The sequence below is a fragment of the Pedobacter gandavensis genome, assembly GCF_014172405.1.
GTDB classification, from domain to species: domain Bacteria; phylum Bacteroidota; class Bacteroidia; order Sphingobacteriales; family Sphingobacteriaceae; genus Pedobacter; species Pedobacter gandavensis.
On record NZ_WNXC01000002.1, the window covers coordinates 474,334 to 494,750 of the forward strand.

Genomic DNA, 20,417 nt, shown 5'->3' on the forward strand with positions numbered 1-20,417 from the left:
GTCTACCAAATCAATAGTCTTTATTGAAATATTTATTCATTTTTCAATTTTGGTCATATAATTGCTAATTCTACCTAAGAAATAACGGATTTTGACAGTATTTAAAGTTTCAATTCCATATTTTTGCAGCATATTCTATAAGAGTATAATTACACAACCTGAATGGAAGAAAATAAATTGAGAGAAGAGGCGCATCAAGTAACTGGCGACAACAGTATTTTAAAAAGAATATTCCAGGATAGAAAAAGAACCAATATTTTAAGCGGTGTAGAGCAAAGCACAATTTCCTGGTTGGTTAAGCGTGTTCCTACCTTTATCACTTCAGATATGCTGACGTTTATAGGCACAGCTGGTTCAGTAATTGTACTATTAAGTTTCATCCTTGGTACTTATGTAGGTAGAGAATACCTGCTATTAGGCCCAATAGGCTTAGCGATCAACTGGTTTGGTGATTCCTTAGATGGAAGAATCGCTTATTATAGAAACATTCCCCGTAAATGGTACGGTTTTTCATTAGATATCATTATGGATTGGGTAAGTACGGTCCTGATTGGCTTAGGTTACCTGGTTTATGCCAGAAATGAATATGAATTAATTGCTTTTATATTTGTCGCATTATATGGATGGGCCATGATCATCTCCCAGCTGCGTTATAAAATCACTGATATTTACAGTATCGATGCAGGTGTGGTGGGACCTACTGAAATTCGAATCATTCTGGCGATTATCATTATCTTAGAAGTACTTTTTGGCCATCTAATTGAATATTTTGCCACTGGTATCTGTGTGGTCTTATTCATCATCAACTTCCTGGACACGAAGAAACTGTTAAAACTAGGTGACATCAGGGATAACGCAGAACGAGAAGCAAAACAACAAAAGGCACGTTAATGAGCATTAAGAAATCTGCATTCGTTTTTGCAAAAGCACAGGTTTCTGCTTTCTCTGGTGGCATTATCGATTACCTGATCATGATCGCTTGCACAGAACTATTGCACATTCACTATACCATTTCTATCGCTATTGGTGGCATCATTGGTGCCATCGTTAACTTTTCTATCAACCGTTACTGGACCTTTAGTGCCAACCAATCTAATCAGCTTCCCGTCGGCAAGCAACTGATCAAATTTATATTTGTAGTTGCTGGTAGTATTTTTCTGAAATCTTCCGGAACTTATCTTTTTACGAATATGCTGCGCCTGGATTATAAGATCACCAGGATCATGGTGGATATATTGGTTTCCCTGGGTTTCAATTACACCCTACAAAAATATTGGGTATTTAAAAAAACCGAAAGTGATTCAAAAACACCACAGGTATCAGAGCTAAATAGCTAATCAACGTATTATAGAGGTAGACCAAAACACCGATCAGTAAAAAGTACCATTTTATAGCCAATTAGTACCGCTTAAAAATCCCGGTTAAGCAGTATCTTTGTATATGAAGAATGACATTCCTGTTTATGACATCAGTACTTTTGAAGAATACAAAAATGCAGGTATCCTTGTCAGCAGGTTTGGCCATTATTCAAAGCAGTATTTACACTTACATTCGGCACACCGTCACTCCTTTTACCACATGGTTTGTTTTACTAAAGGGAGCGGACTTCAGACGATAGATTTCAAAAACTACCCTGTATTACCTGGAATGATTTACTTCATGACCCCTGGACAAGTACACAGTTGGGCTTTTGAATCTGAAGTGGAAGGATACATCATCAATTTCTCTGAAAATTACTTCAAGTCATTTTTATACAATCCACTCTATCTGGAGAATTTCAGTTTCTTTGATGAGCATTCCGGTGATGCAGTATTGGTATTACCAGAGCAAACCATGACAAAGGTAGTCTCCCTTTTTGAAGAGATCCTTCATGAAGGAAAGGAATCAAGGCCATTTGATGCCGATCTGGTAAAGTTACTTATGCTAAATATTTTTATTCAGGTATCCAGAGGATTGAGTTTAAAGCAGCAACCCCAGACCAATTCCTACAACCAAACCCTGCTTAAAAGTTTTAAAAAATTAATTGAAACCAATTTTATAGAATTGAGGTTTCCTAAACAATATGCCGAACTTCTGTACATTACTCCAAATCATTTAAATGCATTATGCAACGATCTTTTGGGTATTTCTGCAGGTCAGCTTATTCGGGATAGAGTGATTTTAGAGGCGAAACGTTTGTTGATCAATATGGAGCTTTCCATAGCGGAAATATCGGAGAAGCTGGCTTTTAGTGACCCCTCCTATTTTATAAAATTCTTCAAAAAACAAGTGGATTCAACCCCAGATAAATTTAGAAAACAAGATAAATAAAACACACAGATATGAGCAGTACGGACCAATTAAATCAAACACCGCATGTTTCCCAATGGTATGGTATCACCCATTCTAAATGTCCAAGATGTCGTACAGGTAATGTTTTTACAGGTGCTACTTACGGTTTCAAAGTACAGAAAATGAATGAATTATGCCCTCATTGTGGTTTGAAGTTTGAGCGCGAACCTGGTTATTTCTATGTAGCCATGTTTGTGAGTTATGCCATGAATGTAGCACAAATGATTGCGATGAGTGTTGCTGCCTACGTTTTAGGCTTGCCTTTAACTTATGAAAACCTATGGTACTATGTAGGTATCCTACTGGTGGGTGTATTACTATGTTCCCCATTCAACTACAGGTACTCTAGGATGATCCTGCTGTATTGGTTGTCGCCTGGATTAAGTTACGACCCTTCTAAAGTCTAAAAAACAGGTATTAAAATTTAAACCAGTCAACAATTCCCCCGCATGATAACATAAAGGCTCAGCAATCAAAACTGAGCCTTTCATTTTTTCATTAATTGTTTTTATGGTGCCATCATTTCCTGTGGGCGTAGTCCTAATACTTGCTGAAAAGTATTGCTAAAAGTCGACACACTATCGTATCCCACCTTCATAGAAACGCTTTTCACATTTTCCCCTGATATAGAAAGTAACTCCACCGCCTTGATCATTTTGTATAATTTTAGGTATCCAGCTACGGTAATCCCGATATCCTGTTTAAACAACCTTTCCATGGTTCTTGCAGAAAGGTTGAATGTGGCGGCTACCTCAGGAATTTTAAGCTCATTCATCACCGCCCCCCCTTTGTCTACACATGCTGTGAGATAGTCTACTATTCTGGCAATGCGCGGATCTCTGGGCACTGGAAGCACCAAAGGTATGGAGGTATTAAAAGTAAGTGGTAAAATTCCCACCAGAGCTTTTATAAAATCTTGTTCCACCGGTTCTTCTTCTTCCAATCTCGACCATTGCTCAGTAAACAAAATCATTTCTCTTAATACCTTTGGCGTATGAAAAATGTTCAGTTCTTTAAAAAACGGACTATCACTGGTTTTATTTAGAAATATACAGCGGAGGTACACCGGATTGATCGGGCTTGAAGTCCGGTGCGCCAATCCCGGAGGAATCCAGGCACAATGCTGACTGGGCAATAAGTAAGTTCTCTCTGCAGTATGAAGGTATTGAAGCCCTTTTTCTACAAAAATCAATTGCCCCATCTGGTGGGTATGCCATTCGTCAGAAAACTTCCAATCTGCTTCATGCCATACGTAGGCTTCTTTTTTAACCGAATCAACAGTTAAATGACAAAATCTTGCTTTATCCATGTGTCGTAAAATGACATGTTATTGGCAAATATAGACATTTAAAGACAAACAGGTTTACCGATCTTTGGGGTCTTATGACCTCATTAAATAAATATTCAATGAATTTTATAAATTCAACCCCTCTAAAAGCAGGTGTTTTAATATTATTATGCTTGTTGAGCATTACAATTTTAAAGGCACAGTCTACAAAGAACACAAAACCTTCAGCTATGAAAATTCTGGTATTATTTAACACAGAAAGTGGCGGTACCTATAAAATGGCAAAAGCAATCGCTGGTGGCATAGAGAGATTCCCTGGTGCAACAGCAGTACTAAAGCAAGTTCCAAGGATTAAATCCTTAGAAAATGAGCAGAAACAAGCATTTGGTCAGATCCCTTATGCGACCATCTCAGAATTACCTGAATATGATGGCATCGCTTTCGGATCAGCGGTTCATTTTGGAAATATGTCGGCAGACATGAGGTATTTTCTGGACCAATCAGTAGGGATCTGGACAGCTCATAAACTGGAAGGGATGCCTGCAACTGTGTTTATGTCGGCAGGAAGTGGTGCTGGACGTGAGGCAGCAATTCTCTCGTTTTGGAGTACATTAGCCGTTCATGGCATGGTGATCATCCCCACAGGAATCATGGGAAATCAGGAAATTGATAAAACCATCCCTCAGGGAAATACTGTTTTTGGAGCAACTTCGCTGGCTGGAGCAACGGCAGTGAGCAGACCTTCTGAAGGGGAATTACACATTGCTGCACTTCAAGGCTATGCCTTGGCTAAGGCAGCTAAGGGGAACCAATTGACAAAAGATATTACAGCGGTTACTGGTACCGCCAGTTCCGTCGCGCCTAAAACAAGTAAAATTGAAGCGCGCTTGAAAGCATTAAACCTGATACTACCCGATGCCCCGGCGCCCGTTGGAAACTACAAACCATTCCGTATCTCAGGAAAACAAGTATTCATTAACCAGATTGCATTAAACGCAGGAAAAGTAGATCATCCGGGAATGGTGGGTACAGAGGTCACAGAAGAACAAGCAAAATTAGCTACCCGACAGACTTTACTAAACGTTCTTGCGGTTTTAAAACAAGCAGCTGGCGGTGATTTAGACCATGTGAAACAAGCGGTACAACTGACAGGGTTCTTTTATACTGCTGCTGGATATACTAAACATGCGGTCTTAATGAATGAAGCATCTAACCTGTTGGTAGAAATATTAGGAGAGAATGGCATGCACACCAGGGCTACTGTTGGTGCTTCTTCTCTCCCTATGAATTCGTCTGTAGAGATCCAGGCTATTTTTGAACTGGAATAACAGCGTTGGTCAGTAATCGCCTATGGTAATTGATCTGACCGGTATGATAGGCCAAATGCGCCAATAAATGACACAACATAAAATCGTTCGTTTGGCCATCATGCACCTCTTTGATCTCTATCGGATAAGCCGCATTGAGGTCTTCCAATTTTTCAATACTTGTCTTTACATCTGCTTTCAAAGCGTAAAGTTCTTTTAACAATTCCTCATCACTAAATCTAATCGTCTTAAATTCAGCTTCGCGATCACGTTGATAAGGAAAGTCGCCCATTGGCGCACATACAAAAGTTCTTAAATTCCCGATTAAATGCTGTGCCAGATGACCAGCGGTATTACTGATCCCAGTAGCAGTTAGCCACATTTCTTCCTTTTGAGGATAGGCCTCAATTTCTGTAATCAATCTTTGAAGGTCTCTTTCGTAAATATGGATGTAATCTTGTTTTTTCATGTTATGTTTAGGTATACTTTCAAAAATCGACAAAAACAGCTAATCTTTCCTCATTTTAATTGAAAAACCCCGGCGGGAAATTTAATATAAGGTCATAATCGCCCAGAGCGAGGCTCCAGATATAGCCAGCCAAAGAATTAGTCCTTGCAAAAATGGCTTAGCACCAACCATACGAACCACTTTAAAAGACAATCCAGAACCAATCAGAAACAAGGTTAGTGTCAAACCGGCTTTAGCAACATTCACAATATAAGGTGACAAGGTATGCACAAAAGGCAGATAAGTATTCGCCAGCATAGCCAAGATAAACAAGCCTATAAAATAAGGTAGCTGCACTTTACAGCGGTCACTTTTAAAGAGAAAAGCCGTCCCAAATGCCAATGGTACAATCCATAAAGCACGGGCTAGTTTTACTGTTGTCGCAATCTGCAGGGCTTCTACGCCATATTTACCCGCAGCTCCAACTACAGAACTGGTATCGTGAATGGCAATTGCACACCACATTCCAAACTGGCTTTGCGTTAAGCCCAATGCGTGTCCAACCACAGGAAAAAGAAACAAAGCAACAGCGTTCAGAATAAAAACAATCCCTAAAGAAACAGAAATATCCCTTTCTTCTGCTTTCATTACCGGAGATAACGCAGCAATGGCACTACCTCCACAGATCGCGGTACCTGCAGAAATCAGATAGGAAGTTTTACGCTCAATTTTGAAGATTTTTCCGAGCACATAACCAAGCGTCAGCACCCCTACGATGGAGGCCACTGTAAACAATACCCCTTCCCTTCCTGCTTTCATTGCCGCAAAAACATTCATTCCAAAACCCAGACCGACCACGGAAATTTTCAACAATAAATTGGTAGCCTTATGGTTAAGTTCGGGATAGGGATGTTGCATCAATTGCGCCAGTATTAACCCTAGTAATAGAGCTAAGGGAGCCGACATAAACGGCAACAAGCAGAATAATGCGGCGGTCAAAAAAACAATCTCCCTTTTTCTCTCAGTAAGTTCCATAATCAATCTTATTTCTGAGACAAAATTGAGAAGAATGGAGCTGCTGGTCAAATTGAAAAACCTGATCCGGTATTACTTTAAATTATGAGTCAACTGTGCATGACGTAAAAACACTTCAGACAAGCCGTCTAGTTTACCTTGTAAATGAATAAAGTAAAAATACCGCTCTATATTCAATCCACTTACATCAATCACGCTCAGACTTCCATTTTGTAGTTCTTTCGTTAAAGCATGAATGGAGATAAATGCCAGACAAGAAGAATTCATTAAATATGCTTTCATACTTTCTGTACTTCCCAACTGGATTTCCAGTTTCAGATCAGACATTTTTAAACCTACAGATTTTAACGCATGACTAATTACTTCTCTGGTTCCCGATCCTTGTTCCCGCAAAACAAAAGCATAATCTTTTAGCGTTACCGGATTCAATTGGTCTTTCTTGGCTAGAGGATGATCCTTCCCACAAACCAAAACAATCTCATCCCTGATAAACTCCGTGTAACTGATTTCTTGATTTTTAGACTTTCCTTCTACAATACCCAGATCAATTTCTTTTTCAATCAAAGCTTTTTCAACCTGTTCTGTATTTCCGTTGATAAGATTCAGACGAATGTCTGGAAATTTCTTTCTGAAACTGGCGAGTAGCGGAGCAGCTACGTAATGGGCAATGGTTGTACTAGCGCCCAAATTTAACAAGCCTTCTTTTTTATCAACCAATGCATTCATCTCAAAATCTATATTCCTATAAATCGCGAACAAGTCTTCTGCATGCCGCAATAATAATTCGCCTGCAGGTGTCAACTCAATCCGATTTCCTTTGCGAACAAATAACTTATTATTATACTGCTGCTCCAGTTCATGAATGTGTTTCGTCACTGCTGGCTGAGTAATGAATAAACTTTCAGCTGCTTTTGTGAAACTGAGACGCTTGGCCACGGTATAGAATACTTCTAAACGAAAATCTGACATCGGAATCTAAATTTGGGTGCTTGGTTAAACACCCAAACTTAAAGAAACCCATTCAAGTATCCTTAAAACCGAGTCATATTGTTACCCTTTATTTTACTGGTATTTCCATTTTCTTCAATGCCTGGTTTCTAAATATCGCTATTGGAATCTTCTGAGCCAATTGAAGACCGGATTGAACCCTGGCCAGGTCATTCCAGTTTTTAATCTGCTGATCATTGCACATCAACAACACATCGTTGGCCATTAATATGCCATGTAATAAACTCTTCTTCGGCACGTCCAGCACCAATACACCCGTTTCGGTAGCCATGCCTGTTGCAGAGCGCTCGCCAAGGGTATTTAGATTTTTTACTTTTGCACCAAAAAAATCATAATACTCGACTCCCACTGAGCTTAATTCTGAAACCATAACAGGCAATTTAACCGGACGTACCAATGCTTTTAAAGCTGCACTGGTTACACCGAACTGATCTGTGTGAAAATTTTTAAAGCCTACTTTCAATGCCGGAGAGCTCGCTTTGACCCTATAATCCCCTTTTTCTGGGTTGATAAATTCTGGGTTACCAAATAAAGAATGAGCATCAGTCCCTTCTTTTTGAGCCTGTAATAAAGATTCCTTATCAGGAAAAAGGTTATGATCGACTGCTTTACCCCAATCCTGGACCCGGATCGGATAATAAGGACGCATCACGATATTATGTCTAAAAATATCGCCACTATTTACAAACCATACATGAGGGTGAAAGGAGTTATTCAGGATCACATTATTTTCCACCGTTCTAAAAAAGCCCTCCCTGAGTTTTAACCCGCCATTGAGGCACACGTTATTGTATATATGGTAATTCCCAGATCCATCGTCCAAATCAATATCCCAGCCATGATCGCAGCGGAACCGGTTATCATGAATCACAATGGGCTTAATCACATCAGCTTTAATCAACTGAGGATTGTTTTTAGCGATCTCACTCATTACTGCGTAATCCGGATGCCAGTAACGATCTCTTCCCCAAGAGTTAAAGGCCCCATGATCGCCAGATTCCAATACCGTATCATACACATCATTGTAAGCAATCAGATGGCCACCCCAGGTCCCTTCACTAATGTTTATTCCTGCCCTGGGTACATCATAGATCGTATTGTGACTCACTTTAATATCCATCGACATAGAAATTTCTACTCCGGCAACCTGCTTTTCAACACTTCCAAGTCCATGCATTAATGTGTTTTCTACCGTACAGTTTGCAGGATGGTTATTGGTCTTTGGCCCCGGTACCCGGTCAATATCCTTTAATGGGACAAACTGCGCATATTCAAAACTCGGAGAACGCACAGCATTTGGGTCCCCAACAAAGCAAACGCCACTGGCTCCTGCATTGACGATTCGGCAACCAGTCACGACGTTGTTCCTGTTGTAATTACTCATAAAAACAGCATTCCCACCAACTGTATTAAAAAAACAGTCGCTGATTACACAATGCTCCGCACCTTCCATCACTACTGCAGCACCACGATAAATCGTCCAGTCGCTACGCAACAAAGGCGCTTTCGTTTCCATGAAAGTTCTTAAGGTATGACTGAGTTCCATCCCTTCGATCCGGATATTTCTTACCGGCTCCGCAGCCGTTCCACGAAACTCAAAGAGTGATTTTAATTGTGGAACCACGATCAAAGCTTTAGCCAGGTTTGTGTTTTTTTCCGGATATAGATACAGTGTTTTGTCCCTTTTATCGAAATACCACTCTCCAACGGTGTCTAACTCTTCAAAGATATTCTCCACAAAACGGTATTTATCATGCATTCCCGACTGACGATTGTTTTGAAAACCACCGCGCAAATCTAGTTTCCCATCTTTATCTTTTCCGTTGATCTCATAATGGTACCCTCCCCATTCATGTCGGTGTAGCGCATGTACAAAACCACCTTCCGGATGTTTCCAGCTTTTTACGCGCTCCGGGCTAATGGCATCCTCAGAGGCACCACCAAAAAATCTCAGGTCTGGATTGTAATTCGGATACCTGGCCATACGCTGTTGCTTCCCATTCACAAACAACTGATCAAAAGCCACATCATTGGTCACCTTCGCTTTTTTAATACCGCTGGAAAATGACTCCCAGGTTAATTGCAATGGTTTTCCTCCACTTATTTTCACCTGTTCCCCAGGGTACGCTTTATATACTACAGCAGTTTTTAGAGACCGGTCATCTTTCTTTGTAAATAATAGCGGAGCAGAAAGGTAATAGGTCCCTCCACGGACATATACGGTAACGGCATCATTGATTTTCCTGGTCAAAAGCTGCGCTTTCTGAAGACTGGCGAGGGGTTTCTCTTTGGTTCCCGGATTGTTGTCATTTCCTTTAACGGAAACATAAAGCTCTTTAGCAAAAGAACTGCTGCTTAACAATACCAATAGCAAGCAACAGCGTAAAGAAAACTTAACGCGCATTAGATATTTCATCTTATATCTGGTTTTTTGTGTTTCGATTGTGGTTCAAACGCTTAGCTAATGATACAAAATTTAGAACAAAAACGGCAATAAGTGACTAAATCAGCAAAAAACAACACAATTAATTACCCAAAACATCTACCAGGAAGGGCAAAAAAAAAGCTGAAGGGGAACCTTCAGCTTTAATAAATATGATTTGGGAGCGCATCTTGCTTCATGTATATTATTAAAATTAGCGAATAATGCATTGATTAGCTGCGTTCAATTCATTCATTATACTCCTAAAAACTATAAATAGAGAAAAATTGGCTTTTAGATTAATGAAACCGGACATTTACTTGAAGTTGATCATAACCCAGCGTCATTGCTTCCAAAAATAAATCCGGAATAACTCCATGGCTGATCCTGGTTTTTCAAGGTTAATCAAGAATTTTACTTATAAAACAGATCCCAGTTTCCTTGGTAGTTCTCCTCAAAATTCTCCTTATTATCAAAAACTACCGGTAAATTTTCCAGATTAAAATAATTAAACTCATCGTAAGGTTTCAGCAGAGCTAGATACTCCTTTCTAATTTCCGCTTGAAGCCCATTCACTTTGCTATTGATCATCTGTTCTTTTGTTTCGAAGAAAAAAGTGGTATAAGCACCGAATCGAGCAATCTCCCAGAGATTCTTATCCATGAATTTAGCTCTAAAAGTATTAATTTCTTCCTGAGGAATTTTCTCATTACAGGCCGCCTGCTCTGCAGGTTCAAACTCCTGAAAAATCACCCAAATGTCTGAATTATCAGAGATCCCGGTATTTTCTTTTCTAAAAGACCTGAATTGATCAACAACAGCCTTTCTTTTCCCCTCATCATAACCAGAACCATTATGAAACACAGATGCCTGACCCTGAAGTTCAAAAATCAGACTGAGTTTAGGTCGGTCATTGGGATCAATTTTATCATAAATTATGTTGATGGGTCTCCATCCAAATTCTTCTAAAATCCAATCCGCAAATTTGGAAAAAGAACCATCAAGCGCTCTTTCTCCTCTTTTAATTAATTTTGTCGAATGATAATCTCTTTCAGAGGTATACATCATCTAGCCAGCATTTTATATGGCCTTATCGGCCGGATTTCACCCGTCTCCCCTCTGTTTCGGAACTACTTGAGCGCTGACGGGCCCCCTTAACATCTTTGCTTCCGAAACGATAGGTACAAGTTAAGCGAAATACCTGACTTTCCCATCTTTCATTGACCACATAATTTTGAGAAGGCAACGCGCTGGTAATCTTACTTTTTTGTAATTTAAACACATCATTGGCAGAGAATTTAAGGTTCAGCTTGTTGTCCAAAAAGGACTTACTTGCGCCTAAATCGACTCCATATTGTGCTGCAATCAACAAAGTTCCATATACTTGTTTAGACTGAAAATAACCAGACCATTCAAATTTTGTAGAAGAATTTAAGGTTAGCGACTGTGTCGTATTCAGGTTAAAAGCCAATCTGCCACTCTTATATTCAGCACCTAAAATATCGGGTGCCTGAAAACTATTGTAATAAGTAGTTAAATTATTATTGGTGCTCCACCATGGGGTAATGGCTATTGGATAACTCAGATTTAGGTTATAAGAATCTTGTTTAGCCAGGTTTTGTATGGAAATAAAAATAGTTTTCTTGGCGGTATCCGTTAACAATACATCAGTCATGACATCACTCGTATGGCTATAACCTAAGGTTACGTTCAAGCTCTTTTTGAAGGAATAAGAGAATTCAAAGGCATTGGTAAACTGTGGTTTTAAGAATGGATTCCCCTGTCTGTAGGAATACAAATCCAAATAACTGATAAAGGGATTCAAGTTGCCATAGTCCGGACGATCTATCCTGCGACTATAAGACAGGCCAACCTCATGATCTTTTGACAATTCCTGGTTGATAAAAACACTTGGAAACAAGTTGATGTAATCTCTGTTGACTATTTTACTTTCAGTGATCGAATTGCCTTTAGAGTTGGTCTGTTCAGCTCTCAATCCAACTTGCACCGTTGTATTCTTAAATTTGGTTTTAAAATTCGCATAGGCTGCATTAATATTTTCATCGTAAACAAAGCGGTTACTTCTGGTCACATCATTTTGCCATTGTTCCTGAACAAAATTCTCATATAAGAAATTATTATCCGTGTTTACAAAACTGGACTTCAGACCAAGATCTAACTTCATATCCTTATTAATAGGATAAGTATAATCCAGTTTAGCTCCCCAAATTTTCACAGTAGAAGGAGCTGCATTTCTGAAGATATATGATGGCTTTAGAGGTTGTCCTACTGCGTTTTTAAACATATTATTGAAGATATTATCTTCATTTCCGTTATAGCGTGAATAATCAGCATCTACACTGATCTCCTGCCCCAAGGTATCCAAAGTCCCGCGATAGTTTAAATTATAAGTAATTCCGGTATATTTCGAACTACCCGTGTTTGGGGCCACCACAGAAGAATCTGTTTTTCCAGGTTGATCACCAATCAGTGTCAATACATCTGCTGCTGATTTCCTGGTGCTTCGGTAACCATTTACAAAAAAACCGAGTGTATGGTGATCATTGATAAAATAATCCATTCCTGCTTTAAAGTTTCCATTTTTCCTTGTATTTATAGAATGACTGGTTTGGTCAAAGTAAGTTTGATCCTCAGCCGTATTATTCACCCTTACAATATCTGTTTCCCCAAATCGTTTATTTAGTCCGTAATCTGCGTTTCCAAAAATGTTAAACTTCTTCTCCCTATGGTTCAGATTCAATCCACCATTGGCTTTATGATAAGTACCATAACCGGCACCAGCTGATATTGTACCATTGGTCCCGAAATTGCGATTTTTCTTTAATTTGATGTTGATGATACCCGAATTCCCCGCAGCATCATATTTAGCTGAAGGATTCGTAATTAATTCAATGGATTGAATGGCACTTCCTTCCGTAGAACGCAATAAATTAGCCAGCTGCTCCGCGGAAAGATAGGTCGGTTTACCATCCAGCATAACAGTCACCCCTTGTTTTCCACGCAAAGCTATTTTACCATCTTTATCTACAGTGACTCCTGGAGATTTCTGTAAAATCTCCAATGCCGTATTTCCGGTTGCCAAAATGCTATTTTCAATGTTCAATACCGTTTTATCGATCTGCCTTTCTATCAATGGTTTTTGTTTCACAATATCTACACCCTTCAGCTGTTTTGCATCAACTACCATTTGAACCATCCCTACCGCATGCAAACGACGATCCGCCCCAATTTGATAAGGACCTTTAACCATTTTTTGATAGCCAACTACATAAATGGCAACCAGGTATTTACCTGCCTGAATGCTTTTGAACTCATAAACACCGTCATCACCGGTTAACGTCCCTCTAACCGAACTCGAGTCTTTAGCATTCAACAAGCTAACGCTTGCATAAGGAAATACTTTCTGCGTTTCATCAAGGACTTTCCCTGAGATCTCTCCTGTAACAACTGCTGCATTTTGCGCTTGTGCTTTATTGAAAAAAAACAACAAAGTACTGAGCAACAAGGGAAAGAAGTAGTATATTTTCGTTTTCATATAGACATATTTTTTCCACCTATGCTTTTATGCATATCATCTGTTGAGGTGAAAGGTTTTGGTGATCTTGTTTATTTGAATATAAGATGCCCTTGAGCGGCAGAAGGTTACATGAAATTGAAAATATTTTATAAAAATGCGATTATTTCTACAGAAACTACTGACTGAACGGGTGATTAAACTGGCGAACAAATATACTTCCAGACCGGATCAAAAACATGTTCACGAAGCCCTTACGTCCTTATTTGAGCACATTAACAGCGGCAAGGAAAAGCATGGTTTACTCCTTGATTTTGCGCCCTCCTCCAAACTCATTATTTTTTCAGATCAGCACAAGGGTAACCGAAATCCTGGCGATGATTTCGCCTTATCGGAAAAAAACTACCTTGCTGCATTACAACATTACAACAATCAGCAATTTCTTTTTTGCAGCTTGGGAGACAGCGAAGAATTCTGGAAATACCCTGTATTGAGTGTCCTTAGACACAATAAGGCAACTTTCGAACTAGAGGCAAACTTCTTAAAAAGAGGTGCTTTTTTTAAGATTTTCGGAAACCACGATTTATATTGGGACAATGATCCGCTTGCCGCATACCACCTGGAAAAAGTATATGGCAAAAAACTAAAAGTTTACGAAGGAATAATTTTACGCATCCCAATTGACAATAGAAAGCTTGACGTTTTTTTAACGCATGGACATCAAGGCGATCTTCAAAGTGACGGAAATTGGTTTAGCAAATGGTTTGTCTCCAATGTTTGGGCTCCATTTCAAGCGTACCTCCGTATCAATCCAAATACACCAGCCTTCGACAATCAGCTGAAATCTACACACAATGCAATGATGTATAACTGGACAGCATTACAATCCGGGATGGCTTTGGTTACCGGACATACCCATCAACCTGTTTTCAACTCCCTAACCCACCTGGAAAGAACTTATATTCGTTTAGAGGAAGCCAGAAAAAATGGGCAACTGGAAATCGTACAAAAACTAGAGTCCGAATTAATTGCCGGAAAAATTAGTGGAGATACCTCCCCAAGATTGGAATATTCCAAAAATACTTATTTCAATACCGGATGTTGTTGTTTTAATGATGGTGATATTACCGGAATAGAAATCGAAGATGGAAAAATCAGATTGATCAAATGGAAGTTCCACCCTGTTACAGGCTCCAAGCGATTTGTATTAGAAGAAAGCCCTCTGGCAAGCTTACTCGAAATCCCCGTAAATTCAACAACCAAAATCTAAGAACCCTTGCTAAACCACAACATAATAAGCAATTACCTTTCAAAATCATTTTCAATTGAAACTAAATGTACCGACGCTTGTTTTAAAAAATAAACAAGAAAGGAAACATCATGAACAAAGAACAACATCCCAAAAACAATCCTGCCAGCCAAGGGAATCCAACCTCAGATCGTGCCTATCACAGTGTTAAAGAAGATAAGAAAAAAATAGGGATTACCAATGGAGGCGGACAACGATCAGATCAAACCTCGAACAAAGACAATAACCGAAAAAGAACAAATAAATAAATTTTATTTGTTACCCTATTGGTGTAAAAACCATTAACAACGTCTGTATTTTCTCCCCGGAAAATGCAGACGTTTGTTTTTTCTTCCTGATTAGTGATTAACTTTACAGGATGAATCAAGAAATTGCAGTCATATTTGACATGGATGGCGTCATCTGCCATACCAATCCTTATCATTCCCTTGCCTTTCGTCATTTTTTTTCCCTTAGAAACCTGGCCCCTACCGAAGAAGAATTTGCCCAACATATGTTTGGAAAGAGTAATAGCTATATCTTCAGTCACTTTTTTAACAGACCGGTTAGCGGCACTGAACTGCTAGAACTGGAAGAAGAAAAAGAAGGATTATTCCGCGAAATATACAAAGACCATATTGAACCGATCGCAGGGATCGTTGAATTCATCTCTGATCTCGAAAGCCATGGCGTAAAACTTGGTGTGGCTACCTCTGCCCCTTATGCTAATCTTGAATTGATATTGAGTAAAGTGGATATCAGGAATAAATTAGGCTCGATCATGGCCAGTGAAGATGTAAAAAAACACAAACCAGATCCGGAAGTTTACCTGAGCTCTGCAATGAAACTGGGGGTATCACCAGCCCAATGTCTGGTATTTGAAGATTCTTATTCTGGGATTTCGGCAGCTTTAAATGCAGGAATGCGTGTAGTGGGCGTATTGACCTCCCATTCGATTGAAGAACTTCCGAAATGTGATTTATACATCAATGACTATCAGGATTTGTCATACGAAAAGATTATTCATTTGTTTGACTAATCAGAATTCACGCCTCATATCTATTTAAATCCGGATTGTCCTGCTGGAAGCAAGGAAAATCCGGATTTCATTTATAATTATTGCCTCATACTACGAAGCTCTATTTTCAACTGCTGAATTTCTTCTTGTGTATGTTTGTTTTCCAGGTAATAATAGATGGCAAATGCTAAAAATATCTTGCCCAATACAAATACGGCGGCGAAAATCCATCTCCATATCTTGTGGATACGCATATGACCGGACTCTCCCTCAACCTCAATAAACTGCTCACTTTTACCTGACCTTGATTTGGGACGACTGCTTTCTACCGGTTCATCACCAATAAGATATTCCATCCTTGGCCGCTCCACCAATTCGTTCATACTGGCTTCAATCTTGAGCCAGGTATTTGGAGGTGGTGTAATAGCCATGTGTTCCGCAATACATTCCAAATCAGCTTCCAGGATAGCCAATGCTTCTTCAACCTGAGGATGTTTGGATTTAAGGGACAATAGTTCTTCAATTTCAGCTTTAGAGGCAGAACCCAATACATAGGATTCCAAGGCCCCGCTTTCTAAGTACTCGTTTATTTTAACCATTGCTTCTCATAATTAGGAAAGCCTCTTTTAAAGTCTTTCTGGTTAAATCTTCTGTTGTATTTAGCGCTATGGATAACGCGGAAATAGTTTTGCCATGATGATAAACTTCACAGAAAACCATTCTTTGCATTTCAGTTAGTCGATCAAGGTAAGTATTGGAAGGATGCATTACGGTCATTGCTGAACGGTCATAAGCTTCCATACCCCGATGCTCCACAGGAAGCTGCTGCAATTTTGTCTTTGCAAATTTCAACAACTGACACCAGGTATGGATGCCCTCTTCTCCCTGCTGATTATGCTGCAATGAAAGGGCTGAAAATATTTTCACTAAGTAATCTTCGGCTAATTTTCGGTCTTTTACCACTTCAAAAATAAAACCTAATAGCTTTCCCGCATGCCTATCATAAAGATAATGTATGCTATGGGTTTGGTGATCTATCGTCACCTGAGAGGTAGATTCGAGCATGATTACATCTAAATTAACCAAAGTTTAGCAAAAACAAAATTTAAATTAACCTATGCCGCTACACTTTCTGGCTGTTTCTTGTTCATCTTAAAGATAAAAAACATAATCACAATAGACAACAAAATCAAGATCAAGTAACTGTAACTGAGGTTCCTTTCATCCTGTGCCGGCACAACATTCACAATACCGTAGCTTAAAAAAGAAACAATTACATAGGTGATTCCACCGGTAAGCCCCCCTGCAATCCCCGCATTTTTAGGAAATTTACTTAGACAGAAAGTAAAATAATTATTGAAGGTATAACCTGCACCCACATGAATGATAAACGCAAAGAAAATTAGAGAATACAGGTTAGTGATGTAATTAAGACTAAAAATCATCAGGCCCACAAATGCCAGTTGCAATGAGACATTCCATACCAATCTGCTAAAAAAAGGTTTATTAATCGTTGCTTTTCCGATAAAGCCTCCTACCATCCAGGCGAAACCCAATACCAGCGAGCTATAACCAGCGATTATAGGTGAAAGATGAAGGTGATGTTCAATGATAAAAGGACCGGTCATGTTGTAAACCATCACCATGCAGTATGCCAGGCCAAGCATCACAATCCCCAGGGTAAAACTGGCTGTTTTTATCATATCCAAATAGATATTTACAATCTTCCTAAAGTTAAACTCCGTGACATGAACCAGGGTTTCACCACTGTACATTAGCTCTAATGCTGCAAAAACCAGGGCAAAGCCTGCCAGGAAATAGAAATTAGATTCCCAACCGAATACTGCTTGCAGGTAACCACCAACAAAAGGAGCAACAATTGGCCCTGTAGACCAGATAATCGAGAATAAGCTTAGGTAATGCTTCAGTTGATCTCCTTTGAAAACATCCACAAAGTAAGCTCTTTTTGCGACTACAATCGCACCAACCGTAAGGCCATGGATTACGCGCATCCCATAAATCAGGTAAATATTGTGACTAAGCGCGATCACCAAACTGGCGGCTGCGAATATCAAGAGCGAAACCAGGCAAACCTTATACCTGCCAAAGCTGTCCAACACACTTCCAATAAACAATTGAGATATCCCATAACTGATTAAGAAAATACTCAACGTAAGCTGCACCTGGATACTGGAAACATTCAATACTCCTGCCATAGTGGGTAATGAGGGAATATAAATATCGGTGGCAAACCCCGATAAAGGAAGCAAAGCAAAAGCAAGCCATGTCGCAATCCGCTGGTGCTTTTCTTTAATTGTTTTTGTTTTTAATAGAGTTGTCATCATAGATGCGGCAAAATTAACATTTTACCGGCAGTAAGAATTATGAGAATCAAAGACGCTATTACACAAATCAACTAAACAAAACCCTAAATCCCCTTAAAAAGGGCATTAACATGCTATAATAACTAAGCAGAGATTCAGGTCAAAAACAAAAATTACACAATTCAAACAAAGAGTCCTTTTCCAATGCGCGCTACTACGGCAGATTACTTTTTCAACGTAAGGAAAAAGGTAGTCCCATGTCCTAAAGCACTGGAGGCATGAATTTTCGCATTCATGATCGTAGCCATCTCATAAGAAATACTCAGTGCAAGGCCAGCCCCATGATTTTGACTTTCTTCTCCATCGGAAGCAGCTAAGGTAAAAAGATGGTCTATTTTTTCCTGGCTCATTCCTGCCCCTTCATCCTTAACACTGACCACCATTTCTGTTTCATTAAGCTCAAGGCCAACGGTAATCAATCCTCCAACCGGAGAAAACTTGGTGGCATTATTCAACATATTTCTAAGAATAAAAAGTAGCATCTGTTTATGTGCACAGACGCTAATGTCTTCAGGAACATCAAATTCCAGGCGAATCTTTTTCTTTTGCTGCCCCATCTTAAAGAAAGTATTGGCTTCCTCAATCAACGCTCGGAGCATCAATTTTTCAGGATGGTATTCGAAGCCATTCTTCTTAGATTTAATCCATTCCAATAACCCGTCCATAAAGGAAAGGCTTTTCTGTGCTGTCCCATTTAGCTCCCTCATGATTTCCAACTTTTCTTCCTCGCCTAACAAATCCACTTCTTCATTGAAAATACTGGAAAGCATCACTACTGTACTAAAGGGTTGTCGTACATCATGGGCAATCACAGAAATTAGCATCGTATTAAAATGATTCGTTTTCTGCAACTCCGTATTTTGACTTAAAGTCAATTCGTGGAGTTTTTTTTGAGCCTCTGCATATTCCTTTTTTGCCCGTAATGAGCGATAAACAAAAAACAACAAGGCCACACTGAGCACACATAAACATCCCAATAGTGCAATCATTCGGAATCTGGAATCCGCTTTATTCTTAAGCTCCAGATTTTCATTTTCACGCAACGCGAAATTCAAATAGTTAAAGCCTGATTTATCTGCGGCCCTGGCAATGAGATCTCTTTTTCCCAATAAAAGAGAAACATAGTAATATGCTTTTTCAGGTTGACCATGGGCTTTATAATACCTGTATAACTTTTCGGCAAAGGTGGTATAGTATTCTGCATAACCGAATTCTTCCGATGCTTCCAGCCCATTGGTGAGGTAATTTATGCCTATTTGATCCTTTCCCTGATCAAACATGATATCACTCAATGCAGCATAAGTCCAAACCTTTACACTTTCATAGCCTTCCAAATTAGCCTGCTTCAATGCATTCAGTACGGAATCCAATCCGGCCTGCTTTTCTCCCGCTTCATACGAAGTAACTCCTGCAGTGGCTGCATAAAAAATCATCATCCGGCGATCCTTATACTTTTTGGCAATCGCAGCCCCCTCATCAAACAGCACCTTAAAACGAGATTTACTCATAGCCGTATCAATATTCAGGTATTTACTAATGAGGATAGAACGGATGGAGTCCTTTTTTAAAGACTTACTATGCTCATAAGCCTCTTGAATGTAATGCTGTGCATCTCCTCCTGATTTGTTCACGAAAATCAAACTACCCATATTCATTTGCACCTCACAAATGCCAACCTGGTCTTTTAATTCTTTATAAATCTGAAGAGCATCGTTAAAATATTTCGCAGAAAGGTAATTATTGATTGCGATATAGTAGATCCCCTGACAATTCAGCGCGTCAGCGATACCTTTATCATAGTTGTGCCTGAGGGCAATTCCCTCTGCTTTCTGCGCATAATAGAGACAGGAGTCACGATATTGAAGATGCGAAAGCATACCAATACGGTTGAGCACATCGATATACTTAATACTATCCTTAATTTCAGGAAGTCTAGATTCCAAGATCTTGACCTCTGAAATTTGAGAGAATGTGCTTTTACTACCCAACAACAAAGTCAGGAACCACAAAAAAAACATCAATCGTTTATGAAGGAAAAAAGCGGATTGATCAGGCATAATTAGCTATTGTGTGGTCACTCGTCCCCATCATATTAATTTTATTAAAAATAGGCAATAATTTTACAGCTAAGTTATTTTTATATATTTATAAATAGGTTCAATTTCAGTATCATTTCGCACTCTAAAAAGGAGTGCAGCTATAAAGAACTTTATAATGATAAAAATAACGCGGTCAACTCACAGGCTATCAAGCCCATTCCTAATGCTCCTGTCTTTTCTTTTTTTCAGCCTAAAAAGCAGTTCACAACCAAAAGTATTATGGAAATTCGACACTGGTACTGCTATATACGGCA

At 39.3% G+C, this 20,417-nt stretch carries 19 protein-coding genes; 8 read left to right on the forward strand and 11 right to left on the reverse strand.

All coding sequences use genetic code 11. From position 1 onward, the window contains the following. Positions 1 to 162: 162 nt before the first annotated feature. The 4 genes from GM920_RS09970 (at position 163) to GM920_RS09985 (ending at position 2,738) form a co-directional block, all read left to right on the forward strand. Positions 163 to 891 carry a CDP-alcohol phosphatidyltransferase family protein gene (locus GM920_RS09970; protein WP_182956481.1) on the forward strand — a complete coding sequence of 243 codons (729 nt, stop codon included), beginning with the start codon at positions 163 to 165 and terminating at the stop codon, positions 889 to 891. Continuing rightward, positions 891 to 1,337, forward strand: a complete 447-nt coding sequence (locus tag GM920_RS09975; RefSeq protein WP_182956483.1) for a GtrA family protein — start codon at positions 891 to 893, stop codon at positions 1,335 to 1,337. The genes GM920_RS09970 and GM920_RS09975 overlap by 1 nt, the downstream gene beginning before the upstream one ends. 103 nt (positions 1,338 to 1,440) lie before the next feature. After that, positions 1,441 to 2,310 (forward strand): AraC family transcriptional regulator, encoded by an 870-nt coding sequence (locus GM920_RS09980; RefSeq protein WP_182956486.1) that lies wholly within the window; start codon positions 1,441 to 1,443, stop codon positions 2,308 to 2,310. 11 nt (positions 2,311 to 2,321) lie between these two features. Continuing rightward, positions 2,322 to 2,738 (forward strand): DUF983 domain-containing protein, encoded by a 417-nt coding sequence (locus GM920_RS09985; RefSeq protein ID WP_182956488.1) that lies wholly within the window; start codon positions 2,322 to 2,324, stop codon positions 2,736 to 2,738. A gap of 101 nt (positions 2,739 to 2,839) precedes the next feature. Here GM920_RS09985 and GM920_RS09990 read toward each other — a convergent pair whose 3' ends face one another. Further along, positions 2,840 to 3,640: an AraC family transcriptional regulator gene (locus GM920_RS09990; protein ID WP_182956490.1), complete on the reverse strand. Its 801-nt coding sequence runs from the start codon at positions 3,638 to 3,640 to the stop codon at positions 2,840 to 2,842. Positions 3,641 to 3,849: 209 nt separating this feature from the next. Here GM920_RS09990 and wrbA point away from each other — a divergent pair, with 209 nt between their 5' ends. Further along, on the forward strand, positions 3,850 to 4,947 hold the full coding sequence (wrbA, locus tag GM920_RS09995; protein WP_202986077.1) for an NAD(P)H:quinone oxidoreductase: 1,098 nt from the start codon (positions 3,850 to 3,852) through the stop codon (positions 4,945 to 4,947). Here the strand turns inward: wrbA and GM920_RS10000 are convergent. The 6 genes from GM920_RS10000 to GM920_RS10025 form a co-directional block, all read right to left on the reverse strand. Next, complete coding sequence (locus GM920_RS10000; RefSeq protein ID WP_182956495.1) at positions 4,928 to 5,395, reverse strand: DinB family protein; 468 nt, start codon at positions 5,393 to 5,395, stop codon at positions 4,928 to 4,930. The two genes, wrbA and GM920_RS10000, sit on opposite strands and share 20 nt — an antisense overlap. 81 nt (positions 5,396 to 5,476) lie before the next feature. After that, on the reverse strand, positions 5,477 to 6,409 hold the full coding sequence (locus GM920_RS10005; RefSeq protein WP_182956497.1) for a YeiH family protein: 933 nt from the start codon (positions 6,407 to 6,409) through the stop codon (positions 5,477 to 5,479). Between the two features lie 72 nt (positions 6,410 to 6,481). Next, positions 6,482 to 7,378: a LysR family transcriptional regulator gene (locus GM920_RS10010; protein ID WP_182956500.1), complete on the reverse strand. Its 897-nt coding sequence runs from the start codon at positions 7,376 to 7,378 to the stop codon at positions 6,482 to 6,484. A gap of 88 nt (positions 7,379 to 7,466) precedes the next feature. After that, positions 7,467 to 9,833: a right-handed parallel beta-helix repeat-containing protein gene (locus GM920_RS10015; RefSeq protein WP_182956502.1), complete on the reverse strand. Its 2,367-nt coding sequence runs from the start codon at positions 9,831 to 9,833 to the stop codon at positions 7,467 to 7,469. Positions 9,834 to 10,253: 420 nt separating this feature from the next. After that, positions 10,254 to 10,907 (reverse strand): hypothetical protein, encoded by a 654-nt coding sequence (locus GM920_RS10020; protein WP_182956505.1) that lies wholly within the window; start codon positions 10,905 to 10,907, stop codon positions 10,254 to 10,256. A gap of 22 nt (positions 10,908 to 10,929) precedes the next feature. Further along, a complete protein-coding gene (locus GM920_RS10025; RefSeq protein ID WP_182956506.1) occupies positions 10,930 to 13,395 on the reverse strand; it encodes an outer membrane beta-barrel protein in 2,466 nt (821 codons plus the stop codon). Between the two features lie 136 nt (positions 13,396 to 13,531). Here GM920_RS10025 and GM920_RS10030 point away from each other — a divergent pair, with 136 nt between their 5' ends. The 3 genes from GM920_RS10030 to GM920_RS10040 all read left to right on the forward strand — a co-directional run bounded on the left by GM920_RS10030 (position 13,532) and on the right by GM920_RS10040 (position 15,701). Further along, on the forward strand, positions 13,532 to 14,644 hold the full coding sequence (locus GM920_RS10030; RefSeq protein WP_182956509.1) for a metallophosphoesterase: 1,113 nt from the start codon (positions 13,532 to 13,534) through the stop codon (positions 14,642 to 14,644). Between the two features lie 110 nt (positions 14,645 to 14,754). Continuing rightward, positions 14,755 to 14,931 carry a hypothetical protein gene (locus tag GM920_RS10035; RefSeq protein WP_182956512.1) on the forward strand — a complete coding sequence of 59 codons (177 nt, stop codon included), beginning with the start codon at positions 14,755 to 14,757 and terminating at the stop codon, positions 14,929 to 14,931. 110 nt (positions 14,932 to 15,041) lie between these two features. After that, entirely contained in the window at positions 15,042 to 15,701 is a 660-nt protein-coding gene (locus GM920_RS10040) for an HAD family hydrolase (RefSeq protein WP_182956515.1), read from the forward strand. Between the two features lie 77 nt (positions 15,702 to 15,778). Here the strand turns inward: GM920_RS10040 and GM920_RS10045 are convergent, their stop codons facing one another. The 4 genes from GM920_RS10045 to GM920_RS10060 all read right to left on the reverse strand — a co-directional run bounded on the left by GM920_RS10045 (position 15,779) and on the right by GM920_RS10060 (position 20,121). Beyond that, on the reverse strand, positions 15,779 to 16,279 hold the full coding sequence (locus GM920_RS10045) for a hypothetical protein (RefSeq protein ID WP_182956517.1): 501 nt from the start codon (positions 16,277 to 16,279) through the stop codon (positions 15,779 to 15,781). Further along, complete coding sequence (locus GM920_RS10050; protein ID WP_182956520.1) at positions 16,272 to 16,745, reverse strand: hypothetical protein; 474 nt, start codon at positions 16,743 to 16,745, stop codon at positions 16,272 to 16,274. Before GM920_RS10050 ends, GM920_RS10045 begins: the two co-directional genes overlap by 8 nt. Before the next feature lie 50 nt (positions 16,746 to 16,795). Then, the gene (locus tag GM920_RS10055) at positions 16,796 to 18,025 is read right to left on the reverse strand and encodes an MFS transporter (RefSeq protein ID WP_182956522.1); all 1,230 of its coding nucleotides are present in this window, start codon (positions 18,023 to 18,025) and stop codon (positions 16,796 to 16,798) included. A 203-nt stretch (positions 18,026 to 18,228) separates the two neighbouring features. Continuing rightward, a complete protein-coding gene (locus GM920_RS10060; RefSeq protein ID WP_182956525.1) occupies positions 18,229 to 20,121 on the reverse strand; it encodes a sensor histidine kinase in 1,893 nt (630 codons plus the stop codon). Between the last annotated feature and the right edge of the window lie 296 nt (positions 20,122 to 20,417).

Bases quoted from the DNA above. Each gene is read 5' to 3' on its own strand.
- GM920_RS09970 (WP_182956481.1), top strand. From the start codon at position 163: ATGGAAGAAAATAAATTGAGAGAAGAGGCGCATCAAGTAACTGGCGAC.
- GM920_RS09975 (WP_182956483.1), top strand. From the start codon at position 891: ATGAGCATTAAGAAATCTGCATTCGTTTTTGCAAAAGCACAGGTTTCT.
- GM920_RS09980 (WP_182956486.1), top strand. From the start codon at position 1,441: ATGAAGAATGACATTCCTGTTTATGACATCAGTACTTTTGAAGAATAC.
- GM920_RS09985 (WP_182956488.1), top strand. From the start codon at position 2,322: ATGAGCAGTACGGACCAATTAAATCAAACACCGCATGTTTCCCAATGG.
- GM920_RS09990 (WP_182956490.1), bottom strand. From the start codon at position 3,640: ATGGATAAAGCAAGATTTTGTCATTTAACTGTTGATTCGGTTAAAAAA.
- wrbA (WP_202986077.1), top strand. From the start codon at position 3,850: ATGAAAATTCTGGTATTATTTAACACAGAAAGTGGCGGTACCTATAAA.
- GM920_RS10000 (WP_182956495.1), bottom strand. From the start codon at position 5,395: ATGAAAAAACAAGATTACATCCATATTTACGAAAGAGACCTTCAAAGA.
- GM920_RS10005 (WP_182956497.1), bottom strand. From the start codon at position 6,409: ATGGAACTTACTGAGAGAAAAAGGGAGATTGTTTTTTTGACCGCCGCA.
- GM920_RS10010 (WP_182956500.1), bottom strand. From the start codon at position 7,378: ATGTCAGATTTTCGTTTAGAAGTATTCTATACCGTGGCCAAGCGTCTC.
- GM920_RS10015 (WP_182956502.1), bottom strand. From the start codon at position 9,833: ATGAAATATCTAATGCGCGTTAAGTTTTCTTTACGCTGTTGCTTGCTA.
- GM920_RS10020 (WP_182956505.1), bottom strand. From the start codon at position 10,907: ATGATGTATACCTCTGAAAGAGATTATCATTCGACAAAATTAATTAAA.
- GM920_RS10025 (WP_182956506.1), bottom strand. From the start codon at position 13,395: ATGAAAACGAAAATATACTACTTCTTTCCCTTGTTGCTCAGTACTTTG.
- GM920_RS10030 (WP_182956509.1), top strand. From the start codon at position 13,532: ATGCGATTATTTCTACAGAAACTACTGACTGAACGGGTGATTAAACTG.
- GM920_RS10035 (WP_182956512.1), top strand. From the start codon at position 14,755: ATGAACAAAGAACAACATCCCAAAAACAATCCTGCCAGCCAAGGGAAT.
- GM920_RS10040 (WP_182956515.1), top strand. From the start codon at position 15,042: ATGAATCAAGAAATTGCAGTCATATTTGACATGGATGGCGTCATCTGC.
- GM920_RS10045 (WP_182956517.1), bottom strand. From the start codon at position 16,279: ATGGTTAAAATAAACGAGTACTTAGAAAGCGGGGCCTTGGAATCCTAT.
- GM920_RS10050 (WP_182956520.1), bottom strand. From the start codon at position 16,745: ATGCTCGAATCTACCTCTCAGGTGACGATAGATCACCAAACCCATAGC.
- GM920_RS10055 (WP_182956522.1), bottom strand. From the start codon at position 18,025: ATGATGACAACTCTATTAAAAACAAAAACAATTAAAGAAAAGCACCAG.
- GM920_RS10060 (WP_182956525.1), bottom strand. From the start codon at position 20,121: ATGCCTGATCAATCCGCTTTTTTCCTTCATAAACGATTGATGTTTTTT.